We start from the raw sequence: 24,561 nt of genomic DNA on the forward strand, positions 1-24,561 counted from the left end.
TCTCTACCTTTTCTACCATCTTCTATTCGTATAAAAAGTTACATTGCCTGTACGAATCATCTTTTCGAATATTCGCTGTAAGAACGCTTTAAATATAGATCTTGTTTGAGGTATGAGTAAGAAGAAGCCAAATGCATCTGTTATGAATCCTGGTGTAAGTAACACAACTCCACCTACTAGAATACATAATCCATCTAGAATTACTCCACTAGGTACTTGACCTTGTGACGCTTGCAGCTGTGCACTTCGGATGGCATTTATCCCTTCGCGTTTTGCTAAGGCAGCACCTAAAATACCAGTTAGTATAATTAGGGCAATGGTAGGTAAGACACCGATAGTATTACCCGAAAATATTAATACCCAAATCTCTAGTGCTGGTATGATGACAATTAATAAGAAAAATATTTTCCCCATTTTATAGCACCTTCTTTCTCCTACAATATGTTCTTTTAATTTTGTCTACCCTCGTGTTCTCAATTAGTAGTTACCTAACTTTGTTGGTTCATTTTCCATTCGCCCAGTCCACTACTTTCCTGTGGGGAGTTACCGAGCCCCCTCACGACTACGTCGCTACGGGGTTTATTCCCATTGGAATTCGTGGACTTACGATCATTCCATAGATAATGAATGGTAAGAAAATACTTCATAACGTATTTTCATCCGTTATGGTGAAAATTATCACTTTCATGGGTGTCTCCCCTAAAAATACGGGTATCATATCTAGTAATGCTAACTTTGTTTGATAATATTCTTTTCGCTCTGAATTCTGAAAGGTTCACTCTCGCTCTGATCGTACCTTTCACGGGCAAAAACGCTTCTGAAAGGTTCGCTCCCCCTCTGATCGTACCTTTCACGGGCAAAAACGCTTCTGAAAGGTTCACTCTCGCTCTGATCGTACCTTTCACCGGCAAAAACGCTTCTGAAAGGTTCGCTCCCCCTCTGATCGTACCTTTCACGGGCAAAAACGCTTCTGAAAGGTTCGCTCTCGCCCTGATCGTACCTTTCACGGGCAAAAACGCTTCTGAAAGGTTCGCTCTCGATCTGATCGTACCTTTCACCGGCAAAAATGCTTCTGAAAGGTTCGCTCCCCCTCTGATCGTACCTTTCACGGGCAAAAACGCTTCTGAAAGGTTCGCTCTCGATCTGATCGTACCTTTCACGGGCAAAAACGCTTCTGAAAGGTTCGCTCTCGCTCTGATCTGATTACGATCTGATCACGCTCTGATCGAACAAACCTTAAATGGAGAACACAACCTTTCTAGGAGTATTAATCACAACCACTTTTCTTTGAGTGTGTTAAAAAAGAGGAGGGAAAAACTCCCTCCTCTTTTTACATATTATAGTACACTTGCTTGACCTTTGTAAATCTTACCGTGTTGGCCGTCTACAGTTACTTCGTCTCCATCTTGGAATAACGTTGTAGCTCCTTCAACACCAACAACAACTGGTACTCCTAAGCTTAATCCAACTACCGCAGCGTGCGAAGTTAAGCCACCTTGTTCCGTAATTACAGCAGATGCTTTTTCAAACGCATCCATCATATCACGGTCCGTATTTGTTGTTACTAATACATCACCAGTATTAACCTTGTCTAATGCTTCTTTCGCACTGTTCGCAACTACCACTTTTCCCGTTGCAGATTTTCTGCCAATTCCTTGTCCACTAGCCAATACTTCGCCAATAACATGGACTTTCATAATATTTGTAGTTCCTGTTTCATTTACTGGAACACCAGCAGTAATTACTACTAAGTCACCATGTTTTACATGACCTGATTTTAACGCTCCATCAACCGCTAATTGAAGCATTTCATCTGTAGAACTAGCTCTCTCACCAACTTGTGGGTAGACACCCCATGAAAGTGCTAATGAACGACAAATACTATCATTACTAGCAATTGCAACAATTGGTGATTTCGGACGATATTTTGAAATCATACGTGCTGTATGACCACTTTCTGTTGATGTTAAAACAGCAGATGCATGTAAGTTAAGTGCTGTATGTGCAACAGATTGGCTAATAGCATCTGTAATAGTTTGTTCACTTTCTAATCTTGTTCTCTTTAAAATGTCTTCATAACGTAATGCAGTTTCTGTCTTCAGTGCAATGTTTGCCATTGTTTGAACAGATTCAACTGGATATATCCCAGCAGCTGTTTCACCTGAAAGCATGATTGCATCCGTACCATCAAAAATTGCATTTGCAACATCACTCGCTTCCGCACGCGTTGGACGAGGGTTACGTTGCATGGAATCCAACATTTGTGTTGCAGTAATAACTGGCTTGCCAAGTAGGTTACATTTCTTGATTAATTCTTTTTGTACTAATGGAACATCTTCTGCTGGAATTTCTACCCCTAAGTCACCACGAGCAACCATTAATCCTTCAGAAACTTCAAGAATTTCGTCAATATTATCTACACCTTCTTGGTTTTCAATCTTAGGGATGATTTGGATATGGTCAGCATTATGCTTTTCTAGTAGTTCACGAATTTCTAATACATCTGATGCGCGACGAACGAAAGAAGCAGCAATGAAATCAACATTTTGCTCAATACCGAATACGATATCGTTTGCATCTTTCTCCGTAATACCAGGCAGATTCACGCTTACTCCAGGAACGTTTACACCTTTTTTATTTTTTAATACTCCACTATTAATTATTTCTGTAACTAACTCATTTTCACGAATTTCTTTTACCTTTAGTTCAATTAAACCATCGTCTAATAAAAGAGTAGATCCAACTTGAACATCATTAATTAAACCAGGATATGTAATAGAAAACTTCTCTGCAGTTCCTACCACCTCAGTCATGGAAACAGTAACTGTGTTTCCTTGTACTAATTCTACTGATCCACCTTCCACTGTTTGTGTTCTGATTTCTGGTCCTTTTGTATCTAATAAAATGGCTACTGTTTTTCCTAGTTCATTAGCGGCTTGTCTTATATTTTCAATTCTTGCACCATGTTCTTCATAATCACCATGAGAGAAATTTAATCTTGCCACATTCATCCCTGCAGAAATTAATGCCTTTAACTTGTCTAAACTCTCACTAGCCGGACCTATCGTACATACTATTTTTGTTTTTCTCACTTTCATATCCTCCTCATAATCAAAAACATTCTAATCTTTAGCATTTTCTATTTTCCTTTTTTCCATACAAAAGCCAGGACAAATTTGCATTTGTCCTAGCTATTAAATCCTGTTTTATATCATGCATTTAAAAAACATGCTATAAACAAGCCGAAAATAGCTGAGTAAATCTTAAATAGATAGCTCTTTAGAAAGCTTGTACATTGTACTATCTATTTCGTGTTTGCGAGAAAGAGCATCATCGATGTTATGTGAAACTAATACGTTTTTCTCAATACCTACCATCTTTCCTGCTTCTCCTTGCAATAATAGCTCAACTGCATATGCACCTAAGCGGCTAGCAAGTACGCGGTCTGCTGCAGTTGGAGAACCACCACGTTGGATATGGCCAAGTACAGTAACTCTTGTTTCTAGGTTTGTTTGATCTTGAATTTCTTTCGCAATTTCAACCCCAGAACCTGCTCCTTCAGCAACTACTATTATACTATGTTTCTTACCTCTATCGTGCCCTTTCTTCAAACGTGTAATAATATCGTCAATTTTAAAAGTTTCTTCTGGAATAAGTATTGACTCAGCTCCATCGGCTAAACCTGACCATAATGCTATATCACCAGCATCGCGCCCCATTACTTCAATAACATATGTTCTTTCGTGTGATGTTGCCGTATCACGAATTTTATCAATAGCATCAATAACCGTATTTAATGCTGTATCAAAACCAATTGTATAATCAGTCCCAGAAATATCATTATCGATTGTTCCAGGAACACCAATTGTTGGGAATCCATGCTCCGTAAGCTTTTCAGCACCACGGAAAGAGCCGTCTCCTCCAATAACAACCAAAGCTTCTATTCCAAACTTTTTTAAATTCTCTATACCTTTTAGTTGACCTTCTAATGTCTTAAACTCTTCACAACGTGCAGTATAAAGCATTGTTCCACCACGATGGATAATATCACCTACAGATCCAATCTCAAGCTTTTTTATATCTCCTGAAATTAATCCTGCATACCCATAGTAAATACCATAAACCTCAAGGTTATGGTAAATTGCCTTCCTAACAACAGCTCGAATGGCTGCATTCATCCCTGGGGAATCTCCACCACTTGTAAGTACTCCAATACGTTTCATAATACTGTCAGTCACCTCTTTATTACATTCTGTAATATAATATGTGTTTAAAATAACACTTTCAATTACGAAACACAACATCTATTCCGGGGAAAATAAAGACGCTTCCCCATAAATGAGAAAGCGCACTCCTTATTTCATAACGATGGCATCGTTTACATGGTTAATTTCTCCAATTTTCTTAAATTTTTCGTAACGTTTTAAAACAAGGGTTTCATTAGGTATTTTTCCCAATTCATCCAAAGAAATACCTATCATTTTTTTAATTTCAGTTGCTTGTTTATCTACATTACGATGGGCTCCACCTCTTACCTCTGGAATCATCTCGTCTATTAAACCTAACTCTAATAAATCTGGTGCTGTTATTTTCATAGTCTCAGCAGCTCGCTTTGCCAAGCTCGAATCTTTCCATAATAATGCTGCAGCACCTTCAGGAGATATAACAGAATATGTTGAATTTTCTAACATGAAAATTTTATCTCCTACACCAAGAGCAAGTGCTCCACCACTTCCTCCTTCGCCAATTACAATACAAAGAATTGGTACTCTTAAACCGGACATTTCTAAAAGGTTTCTTGCAATTGCTTCACTTTGTCCACGTTCTTCTGATTCAATTCCAGGGTCCGCACCTTTTGTATCAATAAAACAAATAATAGGTCGATTGAATTTATCTGCCTGTTTCATTAACCTCAATGCTTTTCTATATCCTTCAGGATGTGGCATACCAAAGTTACGTTTAATGTTTTCCTTTGTATCTTTCCCTCGTTGATGTCCAATAACGGTAACTGGTTTTCCTTCGAACTTACCGATTCCGCCAACAATAGCTTTATCTTCACCATATAATCGATCACCATGAAATTCGATGAAATTAGTGAAAATACGGTCGATATAATCTAACGTTGTAGGGCGTTTACTATGACGAGCAATTTGGACTCTTTCCCATGGATTTAAGTTTCCATATATATCTTTTTCTAACTGTTCCAGACGCCCTTCAAGCTTTTCGATTTCCCCAGACAAATCAATACCTTTTTCTTCCGTAAAAGCTTTTAATTCATTTATCTTATTTTTTAGCTCCGTAATGGGTTTTTCAAAGGATAGTTGCTGTTCTGCCAATTAAATTCCCTCCCTAGTTTGAAAGTGGGGGTAATGTATCTCTAAAATATTTCCAAGTGTTTCCTTCATCTCATGTCGTGATACCACTTTATCTAATTGTCCATGTTCTAGCAAAAATTCTGCTGTCTGAAAGTCATCTGGTAGCTTTTGGCGAATTGTTTGTTCAATTATTCTTCTTCCTGCAAAACCTATTAGCGCACCAGGTTCTGCTAAATTAATATCACCTAATGATGCAAAACTTGCAGAAACTCCCCCAGTAGTAGGATGGGTCATAATACTAATGAACAGTTGACCATTTTCGTGAAGTTGATTTAGTGCCGCACTAGTTTTCGCCATTTGCATTAAACTAAAGACACCCTCTTGCATTCTTGCTCCCCCTGAAGCGGAGAACAAAATAAAAGGCTTTTCTCCCTCAATGGCCCTTTCAATTGCCCGGGCAATCTTCTCCCCTACGACAGACCCCATACTCCCCATACGGAATCGAGAATCCATTACTCCGATAACGGTAGGGATGCTGTAAATAGTACCTTCTCCAGTAACTACAGCTTCATTAAGATTCGTTTTTTCTCTATCAAGCTTCGACTTCTCTAAATATGACGGGAAATTCAATGGATCTTTTGCAATCATATCTTGATCAAATTCAACGAAGCTACCTTCATCTAGTGTGAGTCCGATACGTTCGTATGCTGTTATGCTATGATGGTGACTGCACCCTTCACAAACCATATTGATTTTCTTTAGTTCCTTCGTATACAATATGGTTTTACATTTTGGGCACTTTGTCATTAACCCTTCTGGCACCTCTTGTTTCGCTTGTTCAGAGGGAATTGTTGCATATTTCTTTTTCTTTGAAAAAATATCACGTATCACGATCTCACCTCATTATTTTAAAAAAGTTTGTTTATGTTAATGTAATTATTGGGTATCTGCAAGTCTAAAATCTGCTATTTTCCAAGTGTGTTCTTAAGTAACAGACAGCATCCTCATCATTTTTAGAAGTTAAAGCTCGTAAAATCGCTTCGTGTTCTTGAATCGAATTTCCTATTCTACCTTCCCTTGATAATGATTCTCTTATTGCAACTTTACTATAATCTACCAATGGACGCCAGATATTTAACAATAGTTTATTATGGCTAGATTCTACGAGGGTTTTATGAAATAAAAAATCTTCTTCCACTGGCAATTCACCACTTGTCCATTTTTTCTTTGACTCTTCTAATATAATTTCGAGTTTATCTAATTGTTCTTTTGATGCTCTCATACAAGCTAATCGTACTGCTTCAACTTCTATGATCCTTCTCGTCTCCATAACATCTTGTTTAGCTTTTGTATCTCGAAAGAAAAAACTTGCTAAAACTTCTGCAATTCGATGGCCTCCAGATTCCTTTATGTAAGTACCTTCTCCTTTTCTTGTCTCAATTAAGTCGAGAAGTTCGAGTGCTCTTAATGCTTCCCGAACGGAAGAACGACCTACATTCAATCTTTCTGCTAATTCACGTTCAGAAGGCAGTTTGTCTCCAGGTGATAATTGATCTAATCGAATAATAGAATCAATTTCTTTTACAATATTTAAGTACATTTTTTGTCCAACACTCACCTTTTGCCACCTGCCTTTCTATTTCCTTATCCTTCATCAATGAGAGTAAGTTCTCTTGTTTTCTCTTCCACTGCAGCAGGGTCTACCTTTCTTCTCGCCACTCCTGTATCCATAGCAGCTTGAGCTACACTTCTTGCCACAGCTGGAGCAACTCTCGGGTCAAATGGTCCAGGTATCACATAGTCTACATGAAGCTTTTCTTCTTCAACAAGACTGGCAATAGCATTTACTGCTGCTATTTTCATCTCCTCGTTTATGTGTGTAGCATAAACATCTAATGCTCCTCGGAAAATCCCCGGAAAAGCTAGTACATTGTTTACTTGGTTTGGAAAATCAGATCGCCCAGTACCAATGACACTTGCCCCCGCAGCTTTCGCATCCTCAGGCATAATTTCAGGAACCGGGTTTGCCATTGCAAAGATAATTGGATCTGGATTCATGCTTTCAATCATTTCTTTCGTAAGAGCTCCAGCAACAGATACACCAACAAATACATCTGTCTCTTTAATAACGTCTTCTAAACTTCCTTCTTTTCGTCCTCTATTCGTAACAAGTGAAAGTTCGTGTTTTAAATCATTCATCCCATACGAACGGCCCTCAAATATAGCGCCTTTGGAATCACAAAGAATAAATTCCTTACATCCCATGCTCTTTAATAGTTTAATAATTGCAATCCCTGCAGCACCAGCTCCATTAACAACCACTTTTATTTCTTGCATAGATTTACCAGTAATCTTTAAGGCATTTAATAAACCGGCTGCAGTAACGATGGCAGTTCCATGCTGATCATCATGAAACACAGGAATGTTCATCTCTTTTTTTAGTCTCTCTTCTATTTCAAAGCATCTTGGAGCAGAAATATCTTCTAAATTTATTCCACCGAACGTTGGTTCCAATAATTTTACTGTTTCAATAATTTTTTCCACATCGTTTGTGTTTAAACAAATTGGGAATGCATCTACACCAGCAAACGATTTAAACAATACAGCCTTTCCTTCCATGACAGGCATCGCTGCTTCTGGACCTATATTGCCTAGTCCTAATACCGCTGAACCATCTGAAACTACTCCAACCATATTTCCTTTGACCGTGTATTCATACACTGATTGTGGATCTTCAAATATTTCCTTACATGGTTCTGCAACACCTGGTGAATAAGCTAACGACAGATCTTTTGCATTACGTACAGGTACTTTGGCCCTTGTTTCCAATTTCCCTTTCTTTAATTGATGCATATGTAATGCTTCTTCTCTTAAAGTCGTCACGTTTCCACTCTCCCTTATCACTTTATCTAAGTGGTCTGACCACTTAGGACCATTTTTCATTATAACAAATTACATAATATGTTACATCCCAAAAGTTTTAAAATAGAAAAACTCTTATAAAAGAACGTATTACAAAACTAGCTAGTGATTAGGTATTCTCATTCATCATCCTACAAATTACCATTTTTTAAAATAACATTCTTCTTTCCTAATAGTGCCTTTAATTTTAATAATAGCCTGTCACTGCCTGAAACATTCCACATTTCTGACAAATACTTCGCTTGATTCGTTCGCTCATACACTAATATTACCGGAATTTCACCTGGATCCTCCTCTAGGAGAATTTTTAATTCTTCTAATGCACCTTGCTTCTCATGTACGAAGGAGATTTTCACATACAATTTTGGTTGTTGTGCCTCAGCTTGTTTTTGCTTTAAACTTGAAATTAAAGCACATTTATCTAAGACAAGTTTTTTATCTCCCTTATGTTCTTGAATCTTCCCTTCAATAAACAATAGCTCTCCTTTTTGAAGTTTTAGACGATACGATTCATACTGGTCTGGAAATACGGTTATATCTAATTCTCCAGTTTCATCTGAAATTTTTACAAACGCCATTTGTTGTTTTTTCTTTGTTTGTATCACCCTAGTTTCTTCCACCATCCCTGCAACACGAACACGATCGTTATTACTCTTTTCTTTTAAATCCTGAATAGGTGAGCGATTATATTTACTGATAACTGGTAAATCCATTTCTACTGGATGCCCAGATGCGTAAAACCCTAATACTTGTTTTTCGAAATTCAATTGATCCCTTTCAGAAAGTGGTGGAACAGTGATATATTCTGGTTTTTTCACTTCTTCCATAAACAACTCTGTTTGGGATTCCTCTTCCTTCATACGATATCTTTCCCCATACTCCATAGCCATATCTAAACTAGCTAACAACTGCGCCCTTTCAGGAAAAACATCGTCTAATACTCCCGATACAATAAGTGCTTCTAGTGAACGCTTCGGCAATATCTTAGGAGGTATTTTTGCACATAGATCAAATAAATCTTCAAAACCATCTCGTTTTCTGACAGAAACAATTTCTTTTACTGCCTGGTGACTAACGTTCTTTACAGCGGCTAATCCAATCCAAATTTCTTTGTCCTTCACCGAAAAATGGACATCACTTTTTTTGATCGATGGTGGATGAACAATAATTCCCTTTCTTCTTGCCTCCCCCACTACTTCACCAAGCTTCTCATGGTGATGAATAACAGACTCCATCATCGCTGCCATGAATTCAATTGAGTAGTTAGCTTTTAAGTAGGCAAGTTGATATGCAATAACACTATATGCGACTGCATGACTTCTATTAAAACCATAATCCGCAAAGCGAACAATTAAGTTATACATGTCGTTTGCTTCAAGTTGGGAGTAACTATTCTTAACCGCACCAGAAACAAACTGCTGTCGAGCTTCTTCCAAAACGTCTCTTTTCTTCTTTCCAACTGCACGTCGCAAAACATCCGATTCCCCTAATGAGAACCCCGCCATTCTTGAGGCTATTTGCATGATTTGCTCTTGGTAAATAAGAACTCCATACGTAGGTTCCAAAATATCCCTCAATGTTTCATGAGGATATGTTACTTCTTCTTCTTTATTCTTTCTTCGTATATATAACGGGATATTTTCCATCGGACCTGGGCGATACAACGCATTCACCGCAACAATATCCTCAAATTGGTTTGGCTTTAATCTGCGTAGTACACTTTTCATTCCTGATGACTCTAATTGAAATACACCATTCGTATCTCCTAAGCCAAGTAACTGGAACGTTTTATTATCATCAAATGGTATTACATCTAATTCAATTTGTATATCATGGTTTATTTCAATAAGCCGACATATTTTTCCGATAAAACTTAAATTTCTTAACCCTAAAAAGTCCATTTTTAATAGACCAATATTCTCTATATCTCCCATAGGAAATTGAGTCAAAAACATCCCATCATTCCCATGTTGTAACGGAACAATGTCAGTAAGAGGTTCTTCACTCATTACTATCCCTGCCGCATGAACGGACGAGTGCCGAGGTAGACCTTCTATATCTTGGGCAATCCGAAATAATTCATGAATTTGTTCATCTTGTAGCATTTCTCTTAAACCTTGCGATTCTTTTATAGCAGAAGCTAATGTGATGTTTGGTCTTGAAGGAATATTCTTTGCGACTTTATCTATTAAAGGCACTTCTATACCCAGTACTCTACCTACATCCCGTATTGCTGCTTTTGCTGCTAATGTACCGAACGTTATTATTTGAGCGACGTGGTATTTTCCGTACTTTTCTTTCACATAATGAATTACTTCATCTCTACGATCATCCGGAAAGTCAATATCAATATCAGGCATAGATACCCGTTCAGGATTTAAAAAACGTTCAAATAAAAGTCCATATTTAATAGGGTCTACGTTCGTTATTTTTAGCACATAAGCAACGACCGAACCTGCAGCAGAACCACGTCCAGGTCCAGTTAGAATTTTATTTTTATGAGAATAATCCATAAAATCTGCCACAATCAAAAAATAATCTTCATAATTCATTTCAAATATGATCTGTAACTCAAAATTAAGACGATTCCATATTTCTTCTGTTGGAGTTTCATAGCGTTCATAAACTCCTTTCGTACATAATTGTTTTAAATACTCTTTCGCAGAAATATCATTATCCACAGGATATTTAGGTAAAATTATTTGATCAAAATCAAAAGTAACATTGCATCTTTCTGCAATCCTTATTGTTTCCTTACAAGCCTCTGGCCATGAGGAAAAAAGTTCTAACATCTCCTGAGGTGACTTTAAATAATACTCCGACGAAGATTGCTCCTGCGGTAACTCCTCTAGTTTCACACCTAAACGAATCGCCTGGATAACACGGTGCGCATGTTCTTGCTCTTTCATTGTAAAATGAATATGATTACTAGCAACAATAGGAACGTAAAAGTCAGTCTCCCTTATCCATTCTGATATTTTCAATAGCTTTTCTCGTTCAAATGGTCTCCAGTGGTTTTGAATCTCTATAAAAACATCCTCTCCGAAAATCATTTGAAGCTCTTTAAAATGATTCCTTGCCTCTTGATAATTCCCTTTTGATATTAGGTCCTGGACACTACCTTCTTCAAACGGAACAATTGCAATAACTCCATCACTATTTGTTTTAACATCATTTATAGTCACAAATGGACCAAAACGGTCTGCATTCTCATGAGCAATACTAGTTAGCCTAACGAGGGAACGATAACCAACATTATTTTTTGCAATAAAAACTAGTCGGTTTTGTATTGGAACATTATTTCCTTTCTTGGCATATGCTAATTCCACTCCAACTATTGGCTTTAACTTTTGTCTCAAACATTCTTTATAAAAAGGAATAACCCCGTACATTGCATCGCGGTCTGTTAATGCTAGTGCTGTATACCCAAGAGATCTAGCTCTGTTTATTAAGTCTGTTACTTTTCCTGCACTTTGCAACAGGCTATATTCGCTATGTATATGTAATGGAACAAATGACATTATCTATTCCTCCTCTCAACGGAGCATATATATTAATTATTATTGTAACGGAAACACTTGTTCTTTTCACTAATAAATCTATCCTCTTCCTAATTCCTTCGCATAACTTCTACATTTTGTCCATAAAAATGTACAAAGAAGGATTGCCTAGAAGGAGGAAACATTTTGATGGATAGAGAGTTTCTAGCAACATTAGTAATAGACTACTTTGTAGCCTTTGGTGTCATTATTGGCGGTACAATTGTTGGAGGAATTGGTGCATACCTTATTGGTAAGCCTCCTCTTTCTGTAATGTACGATTTAGCTTCTAGTTTAAAAATTTGGGCACTTGTTGCAGCAATTGGTGGTACATTTGACGCTATTTCTAGTCTTGAAAGAGGAATATTTGGTGGAACACATGCAGATATTTTTAAAACAATCATGATGATATTTATCGCATTGTGCGGAGCGCAATCTGGAACAACACTTATCCAATGGATTACTCAAGAGGGGATTAAATGAGAATTCCTCCTCATTATCGTGATAAAAGCTGGCAGCGATTGTTCGCAGGGTTTATCCTAGGTATGATTTTTGGTTGGATGTTTTTTTTATACCACTACGGACTTGTACATGATAAATTAATCATGCAAATGAATGAATTAAACACAACCATTACAAAGCAAGAAAATAAAATAGAGTCACTGCAACAGGCTAGAGATGAACAAAGCGAAGAACTTCAAAAAAATTTAACCGTACAAGACATAGAGATTGGCTTTACAAATGAAGATGAAATAAATTTAAGTGAACTTGCACTGCACAATTTACGTAATGCATTAGAAAATGAATTAGATATTATTCGAAATAGAAACATCCAAACAGTTGCTGAGTCTATTGATTTACTTTATAGCGCTGTAGAAAATAAGGTATATGGACTTAATGATAAGCGCTATCGCTTTAAAATTGAGATGCTCTACTTGTATACGACCACTGAAGTGAAAGTGAAAATTGAAACAGAATAATTATTTCAATTTCATGAAATTATTTTGCAATTTTTCGTTTTTTCTAATATTAGGGTATAATATATTTAATACTATCTGTTAGGTTCCTTATTTAAAAGGTGAAAAAGTATCATTTTTTTGGACTTAGAAAGTTGCCTAACTCCTTGCACCTTGCACTTTTCTTACTATACTTTCTAAAGGAGGAGTTGCTGATGAAAGTCATGAGTAGAACACAATTAGCCCGAGAAAAAGTAACTGCAATTAAAGCAGGATATTCTGCCTATGCAGAGACAAGAGAAGTTTCAGAACTAATAAAAAAAGAATTAATGTCTTTGGGAATTGAAGTAATTGAAGATACCAATTCGTTAGGCTCTTGGTTTATTCCTGCTGAAAAAGGGTAAGTTTCTATTGAAACTTCCCCTTTATTTTTTCCTTTTTTATTCATCTATGTAGTTAGAACAAATTTCATCTAGTTCTTTCGTTACCTTTTCCGTGTCTTCCCAAGATGATACGTGGGCTCCAGATGCTAATGGATGACCTCCTCCATTATAACGCTCTGCAAGCTTGTGAATGTGAGGACCTTTCGAACGAAGTCGTACACGAATTACATCATCTTCTTCCACAAAAAAGACCCAAGCCTTCATACCTTTTAACGTGGAAAAAGTGTTTACAATACTCGCCGCTTCTTTTGAGGTTACACCAAATTGAGCTAACTTTTCTTTTGGCAAGTGAATAACCCCTAGTCCAGAAGGTCTAACTTCAATTTCAGATAAGACATAACCTTCTAATCGGACAATAGGCAATGTCGTTTCATACATAGAATTGTATAATTTTGGTAAAGAGAAATTCTTCTGGACTAACTTACTCGCCCAAAAGAAGGTACGTTCCGTAGAATTAGGATGTCTAAATCGACCTGTATCTCCAACAATACCTGCATATAATAACCTTGCTGCTTCCTCTGACATTGTAGCACCATCTTTTTCAAACTCCGTAAATAGCTCACAAATCATTTCACTTGTAGAACTAGATTTTTCATCAATCCAAGAAATAGTTCCGTATGAGTCTACTTCTGGATGATGATCAATTTTTATTAAACAACCATTATTTACATAACGATCATCATCAATTCGTTCCCTATTTGCTGTATCACATACAATAACTAGTGATTGTTGAAATGCTTCTAATGATACTTCATCCATCTTTGCTAAAAACTCCAATGAAGGGTCTTGTTCTCCAGTAATATATACTTTTTTATCCGGAAAATGTTGTTGAATTATCTCTTTTAATCCTGCTTGAGAACCATATGCATCAGGATCTGGTCGGACATGACGATGGATGATAATAGAATCCCATTTCTTTATTTCCTCAAAAATTCTCTCTTTCATATCAAAAAACCTCACTTTTGTATGTAAAATACTATTTCACTTGTACTCTCTATCTTTTTTATGCTACTTTACTATAGAATGTAATTATTGATTATTCTTATTATCCAAAAAAAGGAGCTAACTATGCAGTACATTATCTTTATCATCATTTCATTAGTATTTTATGTTTACTATAAAGTTCAGCAGGCAAAGGTTCCTGGCTATGGTCAGAAACGCTGGTATGCTGCAAAGGCCAATATTGCGATTGGAATATTCTTTATTTCATTCGGAGTCAGCTCATATAACAACCTTGGAACGTCCATTGCTGCTTTTGTAGCACTTCTTTTTGTTTCCTTTGGACTGGTAAACGTTATTATGGGCTTTAAACATCAACGCACTTACTTACCATTTGCTAGAAAAGAAGTGGAAGAACAAAAAAAGTTAGAAACACAAGAATCATAATAAAAAAAAATGAAAGGAACGGTGGATCTCATTAGATAGCCGTTCCATTTTAATTGGTAAAAATCTTATCCATTTCATAGTTTAATTATATCTCGCCTGAAAATACGTGGGTTCATAGTAGTTCAAACTTATCTAGTATAACTAACTTTGTTGGTTTATATTCCATTCTCTCCAGCCTGTTCGCGTTCCTGTGGAAAGTTGCCGACCTTTACTCTGCTTCCCACTGGAGTTCATAGACCGGCGCTCATTGCATATATAGTGGAAAGTACTAAGCCTACTTCTCATTATCTATCTATTAGTTGGGCCATGAGCATTGCTTTTCCTACGATTTGTCCGTCGTGGAATATTTCTACATCTACTTTTCCAAACTTCCTACCTACTTCTAGTACTTTCGGGAATATTTTGATCTTTGTATCTATTTGAACTGGCTTTATAAAAAATAACGTTATGTTTTCTACAACTAAGTCACCTTTTTTATATTTCCTTAATACTCTACTTCCTGCTTCTGTCACGATGGTAGTAATTACCCCATAGGATATCGTTCCTAAGTGGTTTGTCATCTGTGGATTTACCTCTAATTGAAAACAATATTCCTGAGAGGTAGACACATCTTCAAAATGTCTCGTTATCAAATCTTCAATTGTTTCTCCTACATGTGGTTGTCTTTGTAACATTTGTAATGCTTTTAAGACATCTTGTCTACTGATAACACCGATTAGGCGCTTACTGTTATCAATAACCGGAAGTAGTTCGATTCCTTCCCATACCATCATATGTGCAGCTGAAGCTACAGAGGTTTGTGAGCTAACAGTTATTGGCTGTTTCGTCATTACCTTCTCAACTTCTACAAATGGGCTTACTCCCATTACGTCTTTCGCTGTTACAATTCCGTGTACTTTCAAATCTTCATCCACAATGGGATATCTGCTATGCCCCGTTTTACTGTTTAAATCATGCCATTTCTCGACTGTGTGAGAAGTTGTAAGTATACTTGTTTCTTCTAACGGAATAAGAATATCTTCCACAAGCACAATCTCTTTTTTTATTAATTGGTCGTAAATAGCTCTATTTATCATTGCTGCGACAGTAAATGTATCATAAGAAGTTGATATGATTGGGAGCTCCAATTGATCTGCGAATTGTTTCACATCTTCACTTGTATCAAATCCCCCCGTAATTAAAACAGCAGAGCCCTCTTGAAGAGCAAGTTTATGTACTTCTTCTCTATTACCAACAATCAGAAGATTTCCTGCTTCAACATAACGCATCATTTGTTCCGCCTTCATAGCACCAATAACAAATTTATTTAACGTTTTGTAAAGACCATTTCTCCCACCTAGAACTTGACCATCTACTATATTAATAACTTCTGCATACGTAAGTCTCTCAAAATTTTCCTTCTGTTTTTTTTCTATCCGAATGGTTCCAACACGCTCTATGGTACTTACTAACCCTTGGTTTTCCGCATCTTTAATAGCACGATATGCTGTTCCTTCACTAACTTGTAATGCTTTCGCGATTTGGCGGACTGATATTTTATTCCCTACTTCAAGTGTCTTGATGTGCTGTAGTATTTGCTCGTGCTTTGTCATCCAACGTCCACTCCCTTTAACCCAAAACTGTTTTAATAATTTAACCGACTCTGTACTACTACAAGTATACCTTTGACACACGAGGACTTCAAGCTTAGAAATACTACTTTTTTGTAGAAATAAGGCTATTCTGAAAATAACGTTATGTAAGATATAAATCTTAAACAAGTTCCCAAAAAAACATCAACGTTTAATAAATCCTAAAAAAAGGTAACGAAGCATGCATTGGCTTGTTACCTTAAAATGTTTTCTATCAAATTTCTATTTCATCTCCTGGATTCAATACAATACCAGTACTTGGTTCTACATTTTTGGCAAAAAGTACTGCATCTTGTTCAATAACGGGAAATGTATTGTAATGGATCGGTATAACCTTCTTCGCTTTTATCCATTTTGCTGCTAGTAATGCATCTTCTGGGCCCATTGTAAAATTATCACCTATTGGTAAGAAAGCTATTTCTATATCGTTTTGTTCTCCAATTAACTTCATATCAGAAAAAAGAGCTGTATCTCCAGCGTGGTACAGTGTTTTTCCACCTGCAGTGAAAAGTATTCCTGCTGGCATACCAGTATAAATTATTTGCTTCGTATCTTCTTCTGTATAGGAGGAACCATGGAATGCTTGAGTAAATTTTACTCTTCCAAACTCAAATTCATGTGCCCCACCTATATGCATAGGGTGGGTATTAACTCCTTTCCACCCAAGGTATGTAGCTAATTCAAAAGGGGCTACCACTAAAGCATCATTTTTCTTCGCCAATTGAATTGTATCTCCAACATGATCGTTATGACCATGGGTTAACAAAATAACATCTACTTTCACATCATCCGCATGTAAATCCGTGGTTCCATTCCCTGTTATAAAGGGATCTATAATGATACGGGTACCATTAACTTCGATTTTCACAACTGAATGACCATGATAAGAAACCTTCATATGCACCTCTCCTTATTTATTTCATTTTATTTCTTCTTTACTCATACAATACTAGATACCCGCAAAATTACCTTCTTATACATAAAAATAAGGTGTTATATAGTTTTCATTGTCTATTTAATGTAGATACTTAATCTATACATGTTAAGATAAAAGGAACAAAGTATATTTTCAAGGAAGGAATTGTTTATATGACAACCAATCGAACCACCAAAATGAAGCAATGGCTACAAGAAAATGAAATTGATGTTCTTCTATGTCAAACAAGAGCAAATGTATATTACCTAACTGGTTTTGATACAGACCCTCACGAAAGACTTGTTGCTACATTTATTTTTCAAGATGCCAAGCCTTTCATCATTTGTCCTAATATGGAAGTAAATCAAGTAAAAGAGTTGTATCAAGATGGAGAGATAATTGGTTATTCAGATACTGAAGATCCTTTTGAAAAAATAAAAGATGCCTGTGAAGTACGGAAAGTGACAGTTAAGAAAGCAGCTGTTGAGAATTCCATTTCATGGGAAAGAATGAAACGAATTCAAAATTCATTTCCAGGATTAGAGTTGATAGAAGCAGACGAACCTATACTATCTCAAAGAATAGTGAAGACCGAAGAAGAAATCGCTATTTTACGTGAAGCAGCAAAGTTAGCAGACTTTGGAGTAGAGATAGGGGTAAAAACGTTATCTGAAGGAATAACAGAGACCGAAGTTGTAGCGAAAATAGAATATGAATTAAAGAAAAAAGGCGTTCGGGAAATGTCATTCTCTACTATGGTTTTGTTTGGAGAAAAAGGTGGAGACCCACATGGTAAGCCGGGAAATCGCAAATTAAAAAAAGGTGATTCCGTACTATTTGATTTAGGAGTTATTTGGAAAGGCTACTGCTCCGATATTACTCGTACCGTGTTTTTTGATCATGTAACGAAAAGAGATCAAGAAGTATATGAAATCGTGTTGCTGGCTCAAAATGCAGCACTGGAGAAATGCAAAAAAGATAATTCCATTTCACTCCTTGACAGGGCTGCGCGTGATATCATTTCTGAAAACGGATTTGGAGAATATTTTCCACATAGAATTGGTCATGGATTAGGGATTGAAGTACATGAATATCCGTCTTTAAATGAAACAAATTCAAATACATTACAAGTAGGAATGACATTCACAATAGAACCAGGAATATACATAAGTAACGAATTAGGAGTTCGAATTGAAGACGATGTATTAATTACTGAAACAGGATTTGAAACATTAACGAAGTTTCCGAAAGAACTAACAATCATATCGTAAACAATACATTAAAATCTGCCACAGGGTTGCTTGCCCTGTGGTTTTATAGTGTTTAGAGGAACTATACTTATCGCCAACCTTAATAGAGAAGTTAGACCTTCGTGAAGTTCTCGCCGCTTCCTTCCTCCTGCTCTTTGGGAATTCAAACGAGCATTCGAAAAAAAGTCAAGGCTTAATTCCCACCTTGACTCCCTTTTCATTTCGCTCATGATCATTCCACATCGCGAGTCCAAATCCACGATTGCTTATATTCATTTCTGTCTACTCTTTTAACCACTACGTTTTTAATATTATCATATCCAGATTCTTCTAAATTAAATATCGTATCATCGTCAATAATTGATTTGTTTAAGTCGATGAAAGTAAGAACAGAGTCGAACGATTCTTTCGCTTTCTCCGCTCTTACAATCGTATTACCTTCTTCATATTCAAAAGAATCAGGATTTTCGTACTCCCACTCATAGATTATGTCTTCAGTTTCAATAGTAACCTTCAATTCTTTATGATCATACCAAGAAAATGCTTGAACATCTAACGATAATGTGAAGAGCAATACAACTGCTAAACCTATTATACTTTTCCAGTTTTTCATAGAATCACCTCATGATGAGTGTAGGACAATTTATTAAAAATTATTCATCATGATAACGGTATCGGTGAAGTACATCTACACCTCCAGTAACCTCAATAACAGCGCCTGTTATCATATCTGCGTTTTCATCACATAAAAAACTGACTGTTCTAGCTATATCTTCACCAGTTCCTGAACGACCTATAGGAGTTTCATCATCTGGCATTTGTCTAGCTTGTTTAATTGTAGCTTCCTTCATTTCACCAACTATTTTTCCAGGGCAGACCACATTTGCGGTTATACCATATTCCGCTTCCTCAATAGAGATGGTTTTTGTTAATGAAACAAGACCAACTTTTGCGGCTGCAAAAGCAGAACGATACAGCCATCCTGGTGCATGATCTGCTCCTTGAAAACCATACGTGACAATTCTCCCATAATGTTGTTTTCTCATGACAGGAATAACTTCTCTTATTAAATAGAATGCTGAATGAAGATTGCCATCAATCATTTTATGCCATTCTTCATCGTTATAATCCATCAGTTTTTTTCGCTCAAAGATGTAGGGCCCTGCATTTAAAATAAGTGCGTCTATTCTGCCCCAAGTCTTCATTGTTTCTTGTACTAGATTGAGCAAATCATCTTTTCGGGTAACATCTCCTTGCACAAACTGAATTCTATCCAAATCTTTTTCCCATTCTCGTTTCAATCTTTCAATTACAGTTTCATCTGAATGATAATGAACGGTAACGGAGAAACCATCTTGTAAAAGTTTTTCAGTAACTTTTTTTCCTAAGCCTTTTGTTCCCGCCGTGATCAATGCATGTTGCATCGGACCACCCCTTTGTTTATTTTCAACTTTTATATCATAATTGCAATATGCCCTATCTATTTACATTATACTTTGTTCTTATCCAATGTAAAAAAACTTGGCTCAAACTTTATCAAAGCATTTGAAATTTTTACTGTATCATACCTGAATTATAGGCTAAAGATCGTTATTTTCCATTTCAAATGACTTTTCTCCTCTAAGGAAAATAACGCTACATTAATAGCTAGTTCGAATAAAAACGAGTAATAGTATGTTACAGAGGCATTGATTTTATGATAATATTCCCTCTTTCTGGATGATTTTTGCTATAATAGAAGTAGAAAGTCCACCATTTTTCCAACCCAAAGGAGGTTGTTCGTAATGCCAGTACGCTATAAAACAATACTCGTTGCTGTGGATGGTTCTCTAGAAGCAAAACGCGCGTTAAAGAAGGCAATCATGATATCAACAGAACAAAATGCAAAACTTCTTATCACTCACATTATCGATACAAGAACATTTGCTGCTGTAGAACATTATGATAGAATGATTTTTTCTGAGGCTGAACGATATGCAGAGGAAATGCTAAAAGATTATAGAGACGAAGCTATCGAAGCTGGTGTGAAAGATGTATCAATGATTATCGACTTTGGATCACCTAAAGTGAAGATTGCGAAAGATGTGGCAAAAAAACATGAGGTAGATTTGATTGTAACAGGTGCTACTGGATTAAATGCCGTGGAACGATTCTTAATAGGAAGTGTTTCCGAACACATCACAAGACACTCCCGTTGTGACGTTTTAATCGTACGCACCGATGTTATTTAAAATTACCATAAGGAGGAATGGTTGTCTTGACCATAACATTTACCTATGATTCTCGCTTGGGCATCTCCGTTCCTCAACTTGAAACGGAATGGAATTATTTAAACCCACAAACCCAAACTGCTATTTTTGATAAGTGGGAAGAAATTCGTGGCGATATCCCTGACAGAATTAAAGATCTTGAACAAGAAATTAACGAATTGCAACAACAGCTTTATGAGGAAGATGAATTTCAAAAAAGCTGTGAATTAAATTCTTCCATAGCAGAACTAGCATCCATTATTAATGATTTATGGATCTGGTATCGTTCTGGAGAAGGTGTAGAAGTTAAGGTACATTCATAGAATTTCCATTACTAGAGAACAAGAGATGTGACCAAGGTTTTTCTAAAGCCTAGGAACACATCTCTTGTTCTTTCAACTTTTCTCTAGTAACCACCGTTTTTGATAAAAATAATGAGATGACGTAGCAATTTCTTTTGCAAAGTTATAATTACTGGCAGCACCTACAGCAATACTAAAAACCGGTATTCCCTGTATTAATTTTTTCCTTGCAAAGGAAAGGAAAAATAACTTGAGTATATTATTTAGTGGTCGTTGCATCCATGCTTGAGTAGTAATATCTTCTTCCCCATCATAAAAGAGCACGTCATCCTCTATATTGGATATTTCTTGATATAAGTAATTCCAGGCTTCCCCTTGTAGGGATCTTGGGAGTGAAATAGCGTGAAACACTTTTAACACGAGCATCATTTCATACGGTTTTCTCATATCATAGCCGTATGTAAGAGCTACGAGCTGGGTCGTACGTAAGTTTATTGCTAACATGAAAGGTAAATCACTGAGGAAGAAAGCAAGCCCTCCAATTCCTGTAATGCCTCCTTGAGCTAAAGCTGTTAATCTCTGTCGCGCTAATTGTTTTTTTGCAATAAATCGTAACTGATCTATAGAGAGCTTCTTCATATCCTGAATAGAATATATATCTGATCGAAATATCCTCGCTTGTGTTAATAGATGGTCTCTCGCCTGTTCATCAAAACGCCCTTGTTGAACGATAGCCTGAAGATGGAACAACATATCGTCTAATTTAGTTAACATCTTGTGTGACCAATTACCCCCAAATTCGTGAAATCCAGACTTCACCAATTTTTGATACGTTCTAGAGAAATCAGTACCTATATTTGAAAATTGTTGTTCTTCCCAACGAGCAATTTCACTCCATACCTGTTGTTCTCGTTCTGACCAAGACATATAAAACACTCCCTTTACATTTCATGGGCATTTTATTCCTCTATTATTACGTATTCATTTACCCTGGTGTATAATCCTTTTATTGCAAAAAAAAGCAATACAAAAGAGAGTGTTCCAAAGATTATTTCTAACCTTCGGAACACTCTCAAAGAAACAGTAAGATCTTACGAAAAACTCTCTTATGTTAAGCGCACTGTGTCTCGTGCAATCATTACCTCTTCATTTGTAGGTATTACGATAACTTTTACTGGTGAATGTGGATAGTTTAAGAACGCTTCTTGACCACGAACTTTGTTAAGGTTAGGATCCCAATAAATACCCATAAACTCTAATCCTTGCATTACTTTCGCTCGAATTGTTTCACTGTTTTCACCAATACCAGCTGTAAAAATAACTGCATCTAAACCGTGCATTCTTGCAGCATATGATCCAATATATTTATGAATTCTAGATGTAAATACTTCAAGAGCAAGTTCTGCACGCTCGTTACCTTCATTTGCAGAAGTTTCAATATCACGCAAGTCACTAGAAAAACCAGATAGTGCTAACATACCACTCTTCTTGTTCAATACCGAAATTACTTCCTCTGCACTTAGTTCTGCTTTCTCCATGATATATGGGATAAGTGCTGGGTCAATGTTTCCTGAACGAGTACCCATAGTAACACCAGCTAAAGGAGTAAAGCCCATGGATGTATCAATGGATTTTCCACCTTCGATTGCAGCAATACTTGCACCGTTTCCTAAGTGACACGATATTAGTCTCAAGTGCTCTAATGGTCTGCCTAGAAGTTCTGCAGCTCTTTCAGAAACATATTTATGTGATGTTCCGTGGAACCCATATTTACGAATTCCATACTTTTCATAATACTCATAAGGTAAGCTATATAAATAGGATCCTTTTGGCATTGTTTGGTGGAATGCAGTATCAAAAACTGCTACTGCTGGTACATTAGGTAGTACTTCTTGGAATGCACGAATTCCAACTAGGTTTGCTGGATTGTGCAAAGGAGCAAGTTCAGAAACATCCTCAATTCCTTGAATAACTTCGTCTGATATAACAACAGAGTCATTAAACTTTTCTCCACCGTGTACGACACGATGACCGATTCCATCAATTTCATCTAATGATGCAATAATTCCAAAAGTTGTAAGCTTGTCTAGAAGAATTTTAACAGCTTGAGAATGATCTTCGATGTCTAATACATCTTTTTTCTTTTCTCCATCAACTTCAATGACAAAAACAGAGTCTTTCAATCCGATTCGTTCTACAATACCTTTTGTTATTACATCTTCGGTAGGCATTTCTAACAGCTGAAATTTTAACGAAGAACTTCCAGCATTAATGGCCATAATTTTTGACATTCTTTTCCGCTCCTTCTGTCCTTTTATGCTTTTATACGTTTCATCTAGAATCATCTATTTTCTTTTTTATACTATTTTTAAGAAAATGTTTTCTATCGTGATAAAACTGTTGCACTAATTCCATAGATAATTAAACCATGCTATATAAGGAATTGCAACAGGTGTTTCACCTTTTTGGACGTCTAGACTATAACACAGAAATTGTAACAGAGTGTGTGAATCCAAGAAAAATCTTTACATACTACATTTTCCCCTGTTTTCTAACAGATATTTTTTTCCTTGTAATATGTATTTTTGCAATTTATGACATTTTCGTGAACGCAGCAGAAAGGTTGAAAAAGAAATGTAAAAAAACGAATTGGGTTATTCCTTTAGCTCATCGAACCAAGTTGAAATTCGACTCATCATATCAGCAAGCGCTCTTTCATTTGAAAAAGATGGTAATTCCGCTAATAAAGCTTGTCTAGGTTCATAAATACCTTCTGCTTTTTTTCTTAGTATAAGGATACTTTTTCCCCATTGAGAATTTTTAAACATGGTTTTAGGAAGCTGTAAAAATGAATAAATAATTGCCTCCTTCTTTATGTATTTATGAAGTTCCTTTGCTTCTTCTGATTCAAACAAGAAGTTAGGAACAAGAAGAAACAAAAATCCACCTTCTTTACTATGGTTTATTGATTGTTCTATTAATAAATGATGCACATAAGAATGACCTGTTTTTGCCTTCAATTCATACTTTTCTGCAATAGAATCATTTGGATAAAAACCAATTGGTAAATCAGATAAAATTACATCCACATTTTTCACTAATGGAGTAGCTACACTATCTTGATGAAACAAATCAATAGAATGCTTTTGTAAATTGGCGTTTACGTAAGACAAACGTAAGAGTGTTTCATCTGCTTCAGCACCAATACCATGAGCCTTACTTGCCATTTGATTCATTACAGCCGTCAGTAAGTTTCCAGAGCCAACAGCTGGATCCATCACTACAGGAGTATCGTTATCTGTATTTAATCTTCCTACTTTATTTACTAAGTATCCCATAAATAAACTTACTGCATCCGGTGTCATTGCGTGATGTGCTTGAGTTGCAGCTTTCATTCCTTTTAATACAGCCAATTGAAATGCTTTACGTAACTCTTCCTTTGTAACTTCAGTTAGTTCTTTGTAGCTCTCTAGAAGATCTGTTAATCTTCTTTTTGTACTTTGGGAAAATTCATGGGTGCTATTCCCTTGAAACAATATCTCCCCCATTTCCGCTAATGCATCTAAATAGGCAAGATTCATTTCGTGCTTAATAACTTCCGTACCTTGATCGAGAATTTCGTATATTTCCGTAAGTGTACTTCCTTCCAAGA

General features: G+C 36.4%; 24 protein-coding genes. 7 read left to right on the top strand and 17 right to left on the bottom strand.

Going from position 1 to position 24,561, the window contains the following annotated elements; genetic code table 11:
- Window positions 1–12 precede the first annotated feature (12 nt).
- The 9 genes from ACERII_RS15540 to dnaE all read right to left on the bottom strand — a co-directional run bounded on the left by ACERII_RS15540 (window position 13) and on the right by dnaE (window position 11,758).
- On the bottom strand, window positions 13–414 hold the full coding sequence (locus tag ACERII_RS15540; RefSeq protein ID WP_373643548.1) for an FxsA family protein: 402 nt from the start codon (window positions 412–414) through the stop codon (window positions 13–15).
- A gap of 242 nt (window positions 415–656) precedes the next feature.
- Window positions 657–1,160 carry a hypothetical protein gene (locus tag ACERII_RS15545; RefSeq protein ID WP_373643550.1) on the bottom strand — a complete coding sequence of 168 codons (504 nt, stop codon included), beginning with the start codon at window positions 1,158–1,160 and terminating at the stop codon, window positions 657–659.
- Window positions 1,161–1,337: 177 nt separating this feature from the next.
- Entirely contained in the window at window positions 1,338–3,092 is a 1,755-nt protein-coding gene (pyk, locus tag ACERII_RS15550; protein ID WP_373643553.1) for a pyruvate kinase, read from the bottom strand.
- Between the two features lie 171 nt (window positions 3,093–3,263).
- Entirely contained in the window at window positions 3,264–4,223 is a 960-nt protein-coding gene (gene pfkA / locus ACERII_RS15555; protein WP_373643554.1) for a 6-phosphofructokinase, read from the bottom strand.
- A gap of 132 nt (window positions 4,224–4,355) precedes the next feature.
- Entirely contained in the window at window positions 4,356–5,336 is a 981-nt protein-coding gene (gene accA / locus ACERII_RS15560) for an acetyl-CoA carboxylase carboxyl transferase subunit alpha (protein ID WP_373643555.1), read from the bottom strand.
- A complete protein-coding gene (accD, locus tag ACERII_RS15565; protein WP_373643557.1) occupies window positions 5,337–6,206 on the bottom strand; it encodes an acetyl-CoA carboxylase, carboxyltransferase subunit beta in 870 nt (289 codons plus the stop codon). It lies immediately after the preceding gene.
- A gap of 64 nt (window positions 6,207–6,270) precedes the next feature.
- Entirely contained in the window at window positions 6,271–6,933 is a 663-nt protein-coding gene (locus ACERII_RS15570; protein WP_373643558.1) for a FadR/GntR family transcriptional regulator, read from the bottom strand.
- 26 nt (window positions 6,934–6,959) lie between these two features.
- Entirely contained in the window at window positions 6,960–8,168 is a 1,209-nt protein-coding gene (gene ystJ, locus ACERII_RS15575; protein WP_373643589.1) for an NADP-dependent malic enzyme, read from the bottom strand.
- Between the two features lie 200 nt (window positions 8,169–8,368).
- On the bottom strand, window positions 8,369–11,758 hold the full coding sequence (gene dnaE, locus ACERII_RS15580; protein WP_373643559.1) for a DNA polymerase III subunit alpha: 3,390 nt from the start codon (window positions 11,756–11,758) through the stop codon (window positions 8,369–8,371).
- A gap of 168 nt (window positions 11,759–11,926) precedes the next feature.
- Between dnaE and ytrH the strand changes: the two genes are divergently transcribed.
- The 3 genes from ytrH to ACERII_RS15595 all read left to right on the top strand — a co-directional run bounded on the left by ytrH (window position 11,927) and on the right by ACERII_RS15595 (window position 13,136).
- On the top strand, window positions 11,927–12,259 hold the full coding sequence (ytrH, locus tag ACERII_RS15585) for a sporulation membrane protein YtrH (protein WP_373643560.1): 333 nt from the start codon (window positions 11,927–11,929) through the stop codon (window positions 12,257–12,259).
- Window positions 12,256–12,756, top strand: a complete 501-nt coding sequence (ytrI, locus tag ACERII_RS15590; RefSeq protein WP_373643561.1) for a sporulation membrane protein YtrI — start codon at window positions 12,256–12,258, stop codon at window positions 12,754–12,756. Before ytrH ends, ytrI begins: the two co-directional genes overlap by 4 nt.
- 191 nt (window positions 12,757–12,947) lie before the next feature.
- Entirely contained in the window at window positions 12,948–13,136 is a 189-nt protein-coding gene (locus ACERII_RS15595) for a YtzJ family protein (RefSeq protein WP_373643562.1), read from the top strand.
- 36 nt (window positions 13,137–13,172) lie between these two features.
- Here the strand turns inward: ACERII_RS15595 and ACERII_RS15600 are convergent, their stop codons facing one another.
- Entirely contained in the window at window positions 13,173–14,120 is a 948-nt protein-coding gene (locus ACERII_RS15600; RefSeq protein ID WP_373643563.1) for a DHH family phosphoesterase, read from the bottom strand.
- 123 nt (window positions 14,121–14,243) lie between these two features.
- Between ACERII_RS15600 and ACERII_RS15605 the strand changes: the two genes are divergently transcribed.
- Window positions 14,244–14,561 carry a YtpI family protein gene (locus ACERII_RS15605; protein ID WP_373643564.1) on the top strand — a complete coding sequence of 106 codons (318 nt, stop codon included), beginning with the start codon at window positions 14,244–14,246 and terminating at the stop codon, window positions 14,559–14,561.
- 284 nt (window positions 14,562–14,845) lie between these two features.
- On the opposite strand, the gene ACERII_RS15610 is transcribed toward ACERII_RS15605, so the two are convergent.
- The gene (locus ACERII_RS15610) at window positions 14,846–16,153 is read right to left on the bottom strand and encodes a DRTGG domain-containing protein (protein ID WP_373643565.1); all 1,308 of its coding nucleotides are present in this window, start codon (window positions 16,151–16,153) and stop codon (window positions 14,846–14,848) included.
- A 253-nt stretch (window positions 16,154–16,406) separates the two neighbouring features.
- Complete coding sequence (locus tag ACERII_RS15615) at window positions 16,407–17,090, bottom strand: metal-dependent hydrolase (RefSeq protein ID WP_373643567.1); 684 nt, start codon at window positions 17,088–17,090, stop codon at window positions 16,407–16,409.
- A gap of 191 nt (window positions 17,091–17,281) precedes the next feature.
- On the opposite strand from ACERII_RS15615, the gene ACERII_RS15620 reads away from it, so the two are divergent.
- A complete protein-coding gene (locus ACERII_RS15620) occupies window positions 17,282–18,379 on the top strand; it encodes a M24 family metallopeptidase (protein ID WP_373643568.1) in 1,098 nt (365 codons plus the stop codon).
- Between the two features lie 211 nt (window positions 18,380–18,590).
- On the opposite strand, the gene ACERII_RS15625 is transcribed toward ACERII_RS15620, so the two are convergent.
- Window positions 18,591–18,971, bottom strand: a complete 381-nt coding sequence (locus ACERII_RS15625; protein ID WP_373643569.1) for a hypothetical protein — start codon at window positions 18,969–18,971, stop codon at window positions 18,591–18,593.
- A 40-nt stretch (window positions 18,972–19,011) separates the two neighbouring features.
- Window positions 19,012–19,782, bottom strand: a complete 771-nt coding sequence (locus tag ACERII_RS15630; protein ID WP_373643570.1) for an SDR family oxidoreductase — start codon at window positions 19,780–19,782, stop codon at window positions 19,012–19,014.
- A 360-nt stretch (window positions 19,783–20,142) separates the two neighbouring features.
- Between ACERII_RS15630 and ACERII_RS15635 the strand changes: the two genes are divergently transcribed.
- Window positions 20,143–20,589 carry a universal stress protein gene (locus ACERII_RS15635; protein WP_373643571.1) on the top strand — a complete coding sequence of 149 codons (447 nt, stop codon included), beginning with the start codon at window positions 20,143–20,145 and terminating at the stop codon, window positions 20,587–20,589.
- Window positions 20,590–20,606: 17 nt separating this feature from the next.
- Window positions 20,607–20,930, top strand: coding sequence for an ABC transporter C-terminal domain-containing protein (locus ACERII_RS15640; protein ID WP_373643572.1), 324 nt, complete (start codon window positions 20,607–20,609; stop codon window positions 20,928–20,930).
- A gap of 72 nt (window positions 20,931–21,002) precedes the next feature.
- Here ACERII_RS15640 and ACERII_RS15645 read toward each other — a convergent pair whose 3' ends face one another.
- The 3 genes from ACERII_RS15645 to ACERII_RS15655 form a co-directional block, all read right to left on the bottom strand.
- On the bottom strand, window positions 21,003–21,836 hold the full coding sequence (locus ACERII_RS15645; protein ID WP_373643573.1) for an EcsC family protein: 834 nt from the start codon (window positions 21,834–21,836) through the stop codon (window positions 21,003–21,005).
- 179 nt (window positions 21,837–22,015) lie between these two features.
- Window positions 22,016–23,200, bottom strand: a complete 1,185-nt coding sequence (locus ACERII_RS15650) for an acetate kinase (protein ID WP_373643574.1) — start codon at window positions 23,198–23,200, stop codon at window positions 22,016–22,018.
- A gap of 363 nt (window positions 23,201–23,563) precedes the next feature.
- Window positions 23,564–24,559 carry a class I SAM-dependent methyltransferase gene (locus tag ACERII_RS15655; RefSeq protein WP_373643575.1) on the bottom strand — a complete coding sequence of 332 codons (996 nt, stop codon included), beginning with the start codon at window positions 24,557–24,559 and terminating at the stop codon, window positions 23,564–23,566.
- Between the last annotated feature and the right edge of the window lie 2 nt (window positions 24,560–24,561).

The organism is Evansella sp. AB-rgal1, assembly GCF_041820985.1.
GTDB lineage: Bacteria > Bacillota > Bacilli > Bacillales > Salisediminibacteriaceae > Evansella.

Bases quoted from the DNA above. Each gene is read 5' to 3' on its own strand.
- ACERII_RS15610 (WP_373643565.1), bottom strand. From the start codon at position 16,153: ATGACAAAGCACGAGCAAATACTACAGCACATCAAGACACTTGAAGTA.
- ACERII_RS15615 (WP_373643567.1), bottom strand. From the start codon at position 17,090: ATGAAGGTTTCTTATCATGGTCATTCAGTTGTGAAAATCGAAGTTAAT.
- ACERII_RS15635 (WP_373643571.1), top strand. From the start codon at position 20,143: ATGCCAGTACGCTATAAAACAATACTCGTTGCTGTGGATGGTTCTCTA.
- ACERII_RS15645 (WP_373643573.1), bottom strand. From the start codon at position 21,836: ATGTCTTGGTCAGAACGAGAACAACAGGTATGGAGTGAAATTGCTCGT.
- ACERII_RS15600 (WP_373643563.1), bottom strand. From the start codon at position 14,120: ATGAAAGAGAGAATTTTTGAGGAAATAAAGAAATGGGATTCTATTATC.
- ACERII_RS15625 (WP_373643569.1), bottom strand. From the start codon at position 18,971: ATGAAAAACTGGAAAAGTATAATAGGTTTAGCAGTTGTATTGCTCTTC.
- dnaE (WP_373643559.1), bottom strand. From the start codon at position 11,758: ATGTCATTTGTTCCATTACATATACATAGCGAATATAGCCTGTTGCAA.
- ACERII_RS15540 (WP_373643548.1), bottom strand. From the start codon at position 414: ATGGGGAAAATATTTTTCTTATTAATTGTCATCATACCAGCACTAGAG.
- ytrI (WP_373643561.1), top strand. From the start codon at position 12,256: ATGAGAATTCCTCCTCATTATCGTGATAAAAGCTGGCAGCGATTGTTC.
- ACERII_RS15640 (WP_373643572.1), top strand. From the start codon at position 20,607: ATGGTTGTCTTGACCATAACATTTACCTATGATTCTCGCTTGGGCATC.
- ACERII_RS15595 (WP_373643562.1), top strand. From the start codon at position 12,948: ATGAAAGTCATGAGTAGAACACAATTAGCCCGAGAAAAAGTAACTGCA.
- ACERII_RS15650 (WP_373643574.1), bottom strand. From the start codon at position 23,200: ATGTCAAAAATTATGGCCATTAATGCTGGAAGTTCTTCGTTAAAATTT.
- ytrH (WP_373643560.1), top strand. From the start codon at position 11,927: ATGGATAGAGAGTTTCTAGCAACATTAGTAATAGACTACTTTGTAGCC.
- ACERII_RS15605 (WP_373643564.1), top strand. From the start codon at position 14,244: ATGCAGTACATTATCTTTATCATCATTTCATTAGTATTTTATGTTTAC.
- ystJ (WP_373643589.1), bottom strand. From the start codon at position 8,168: ATGCATCAATTAAAGAAAGGGAAATTGGAAACAAGGGCCAAAGTACCT.
- ACERII_RS15630 (WP_373643570.1), bottom strand. From the start codon at position 19,782: ATGCAACATGCATTGATCACGGCGGGAACAAAAGGCTTAGGAAAAAAA.
- pfkA (WP_373643554.1), bottom strand. From the start codon at position 4,223: ATGAAACGTATTGGAGTACTTACAAGTGGTGGAGATTCCCCAGGGATG.
- ACERII_RS15620 (WP_373643568.1), top strand. From the start codon at position 17,282: ATGACAACCAATCGAACCACCAAAATGAAGCAATGGCTACAAGAAAAT.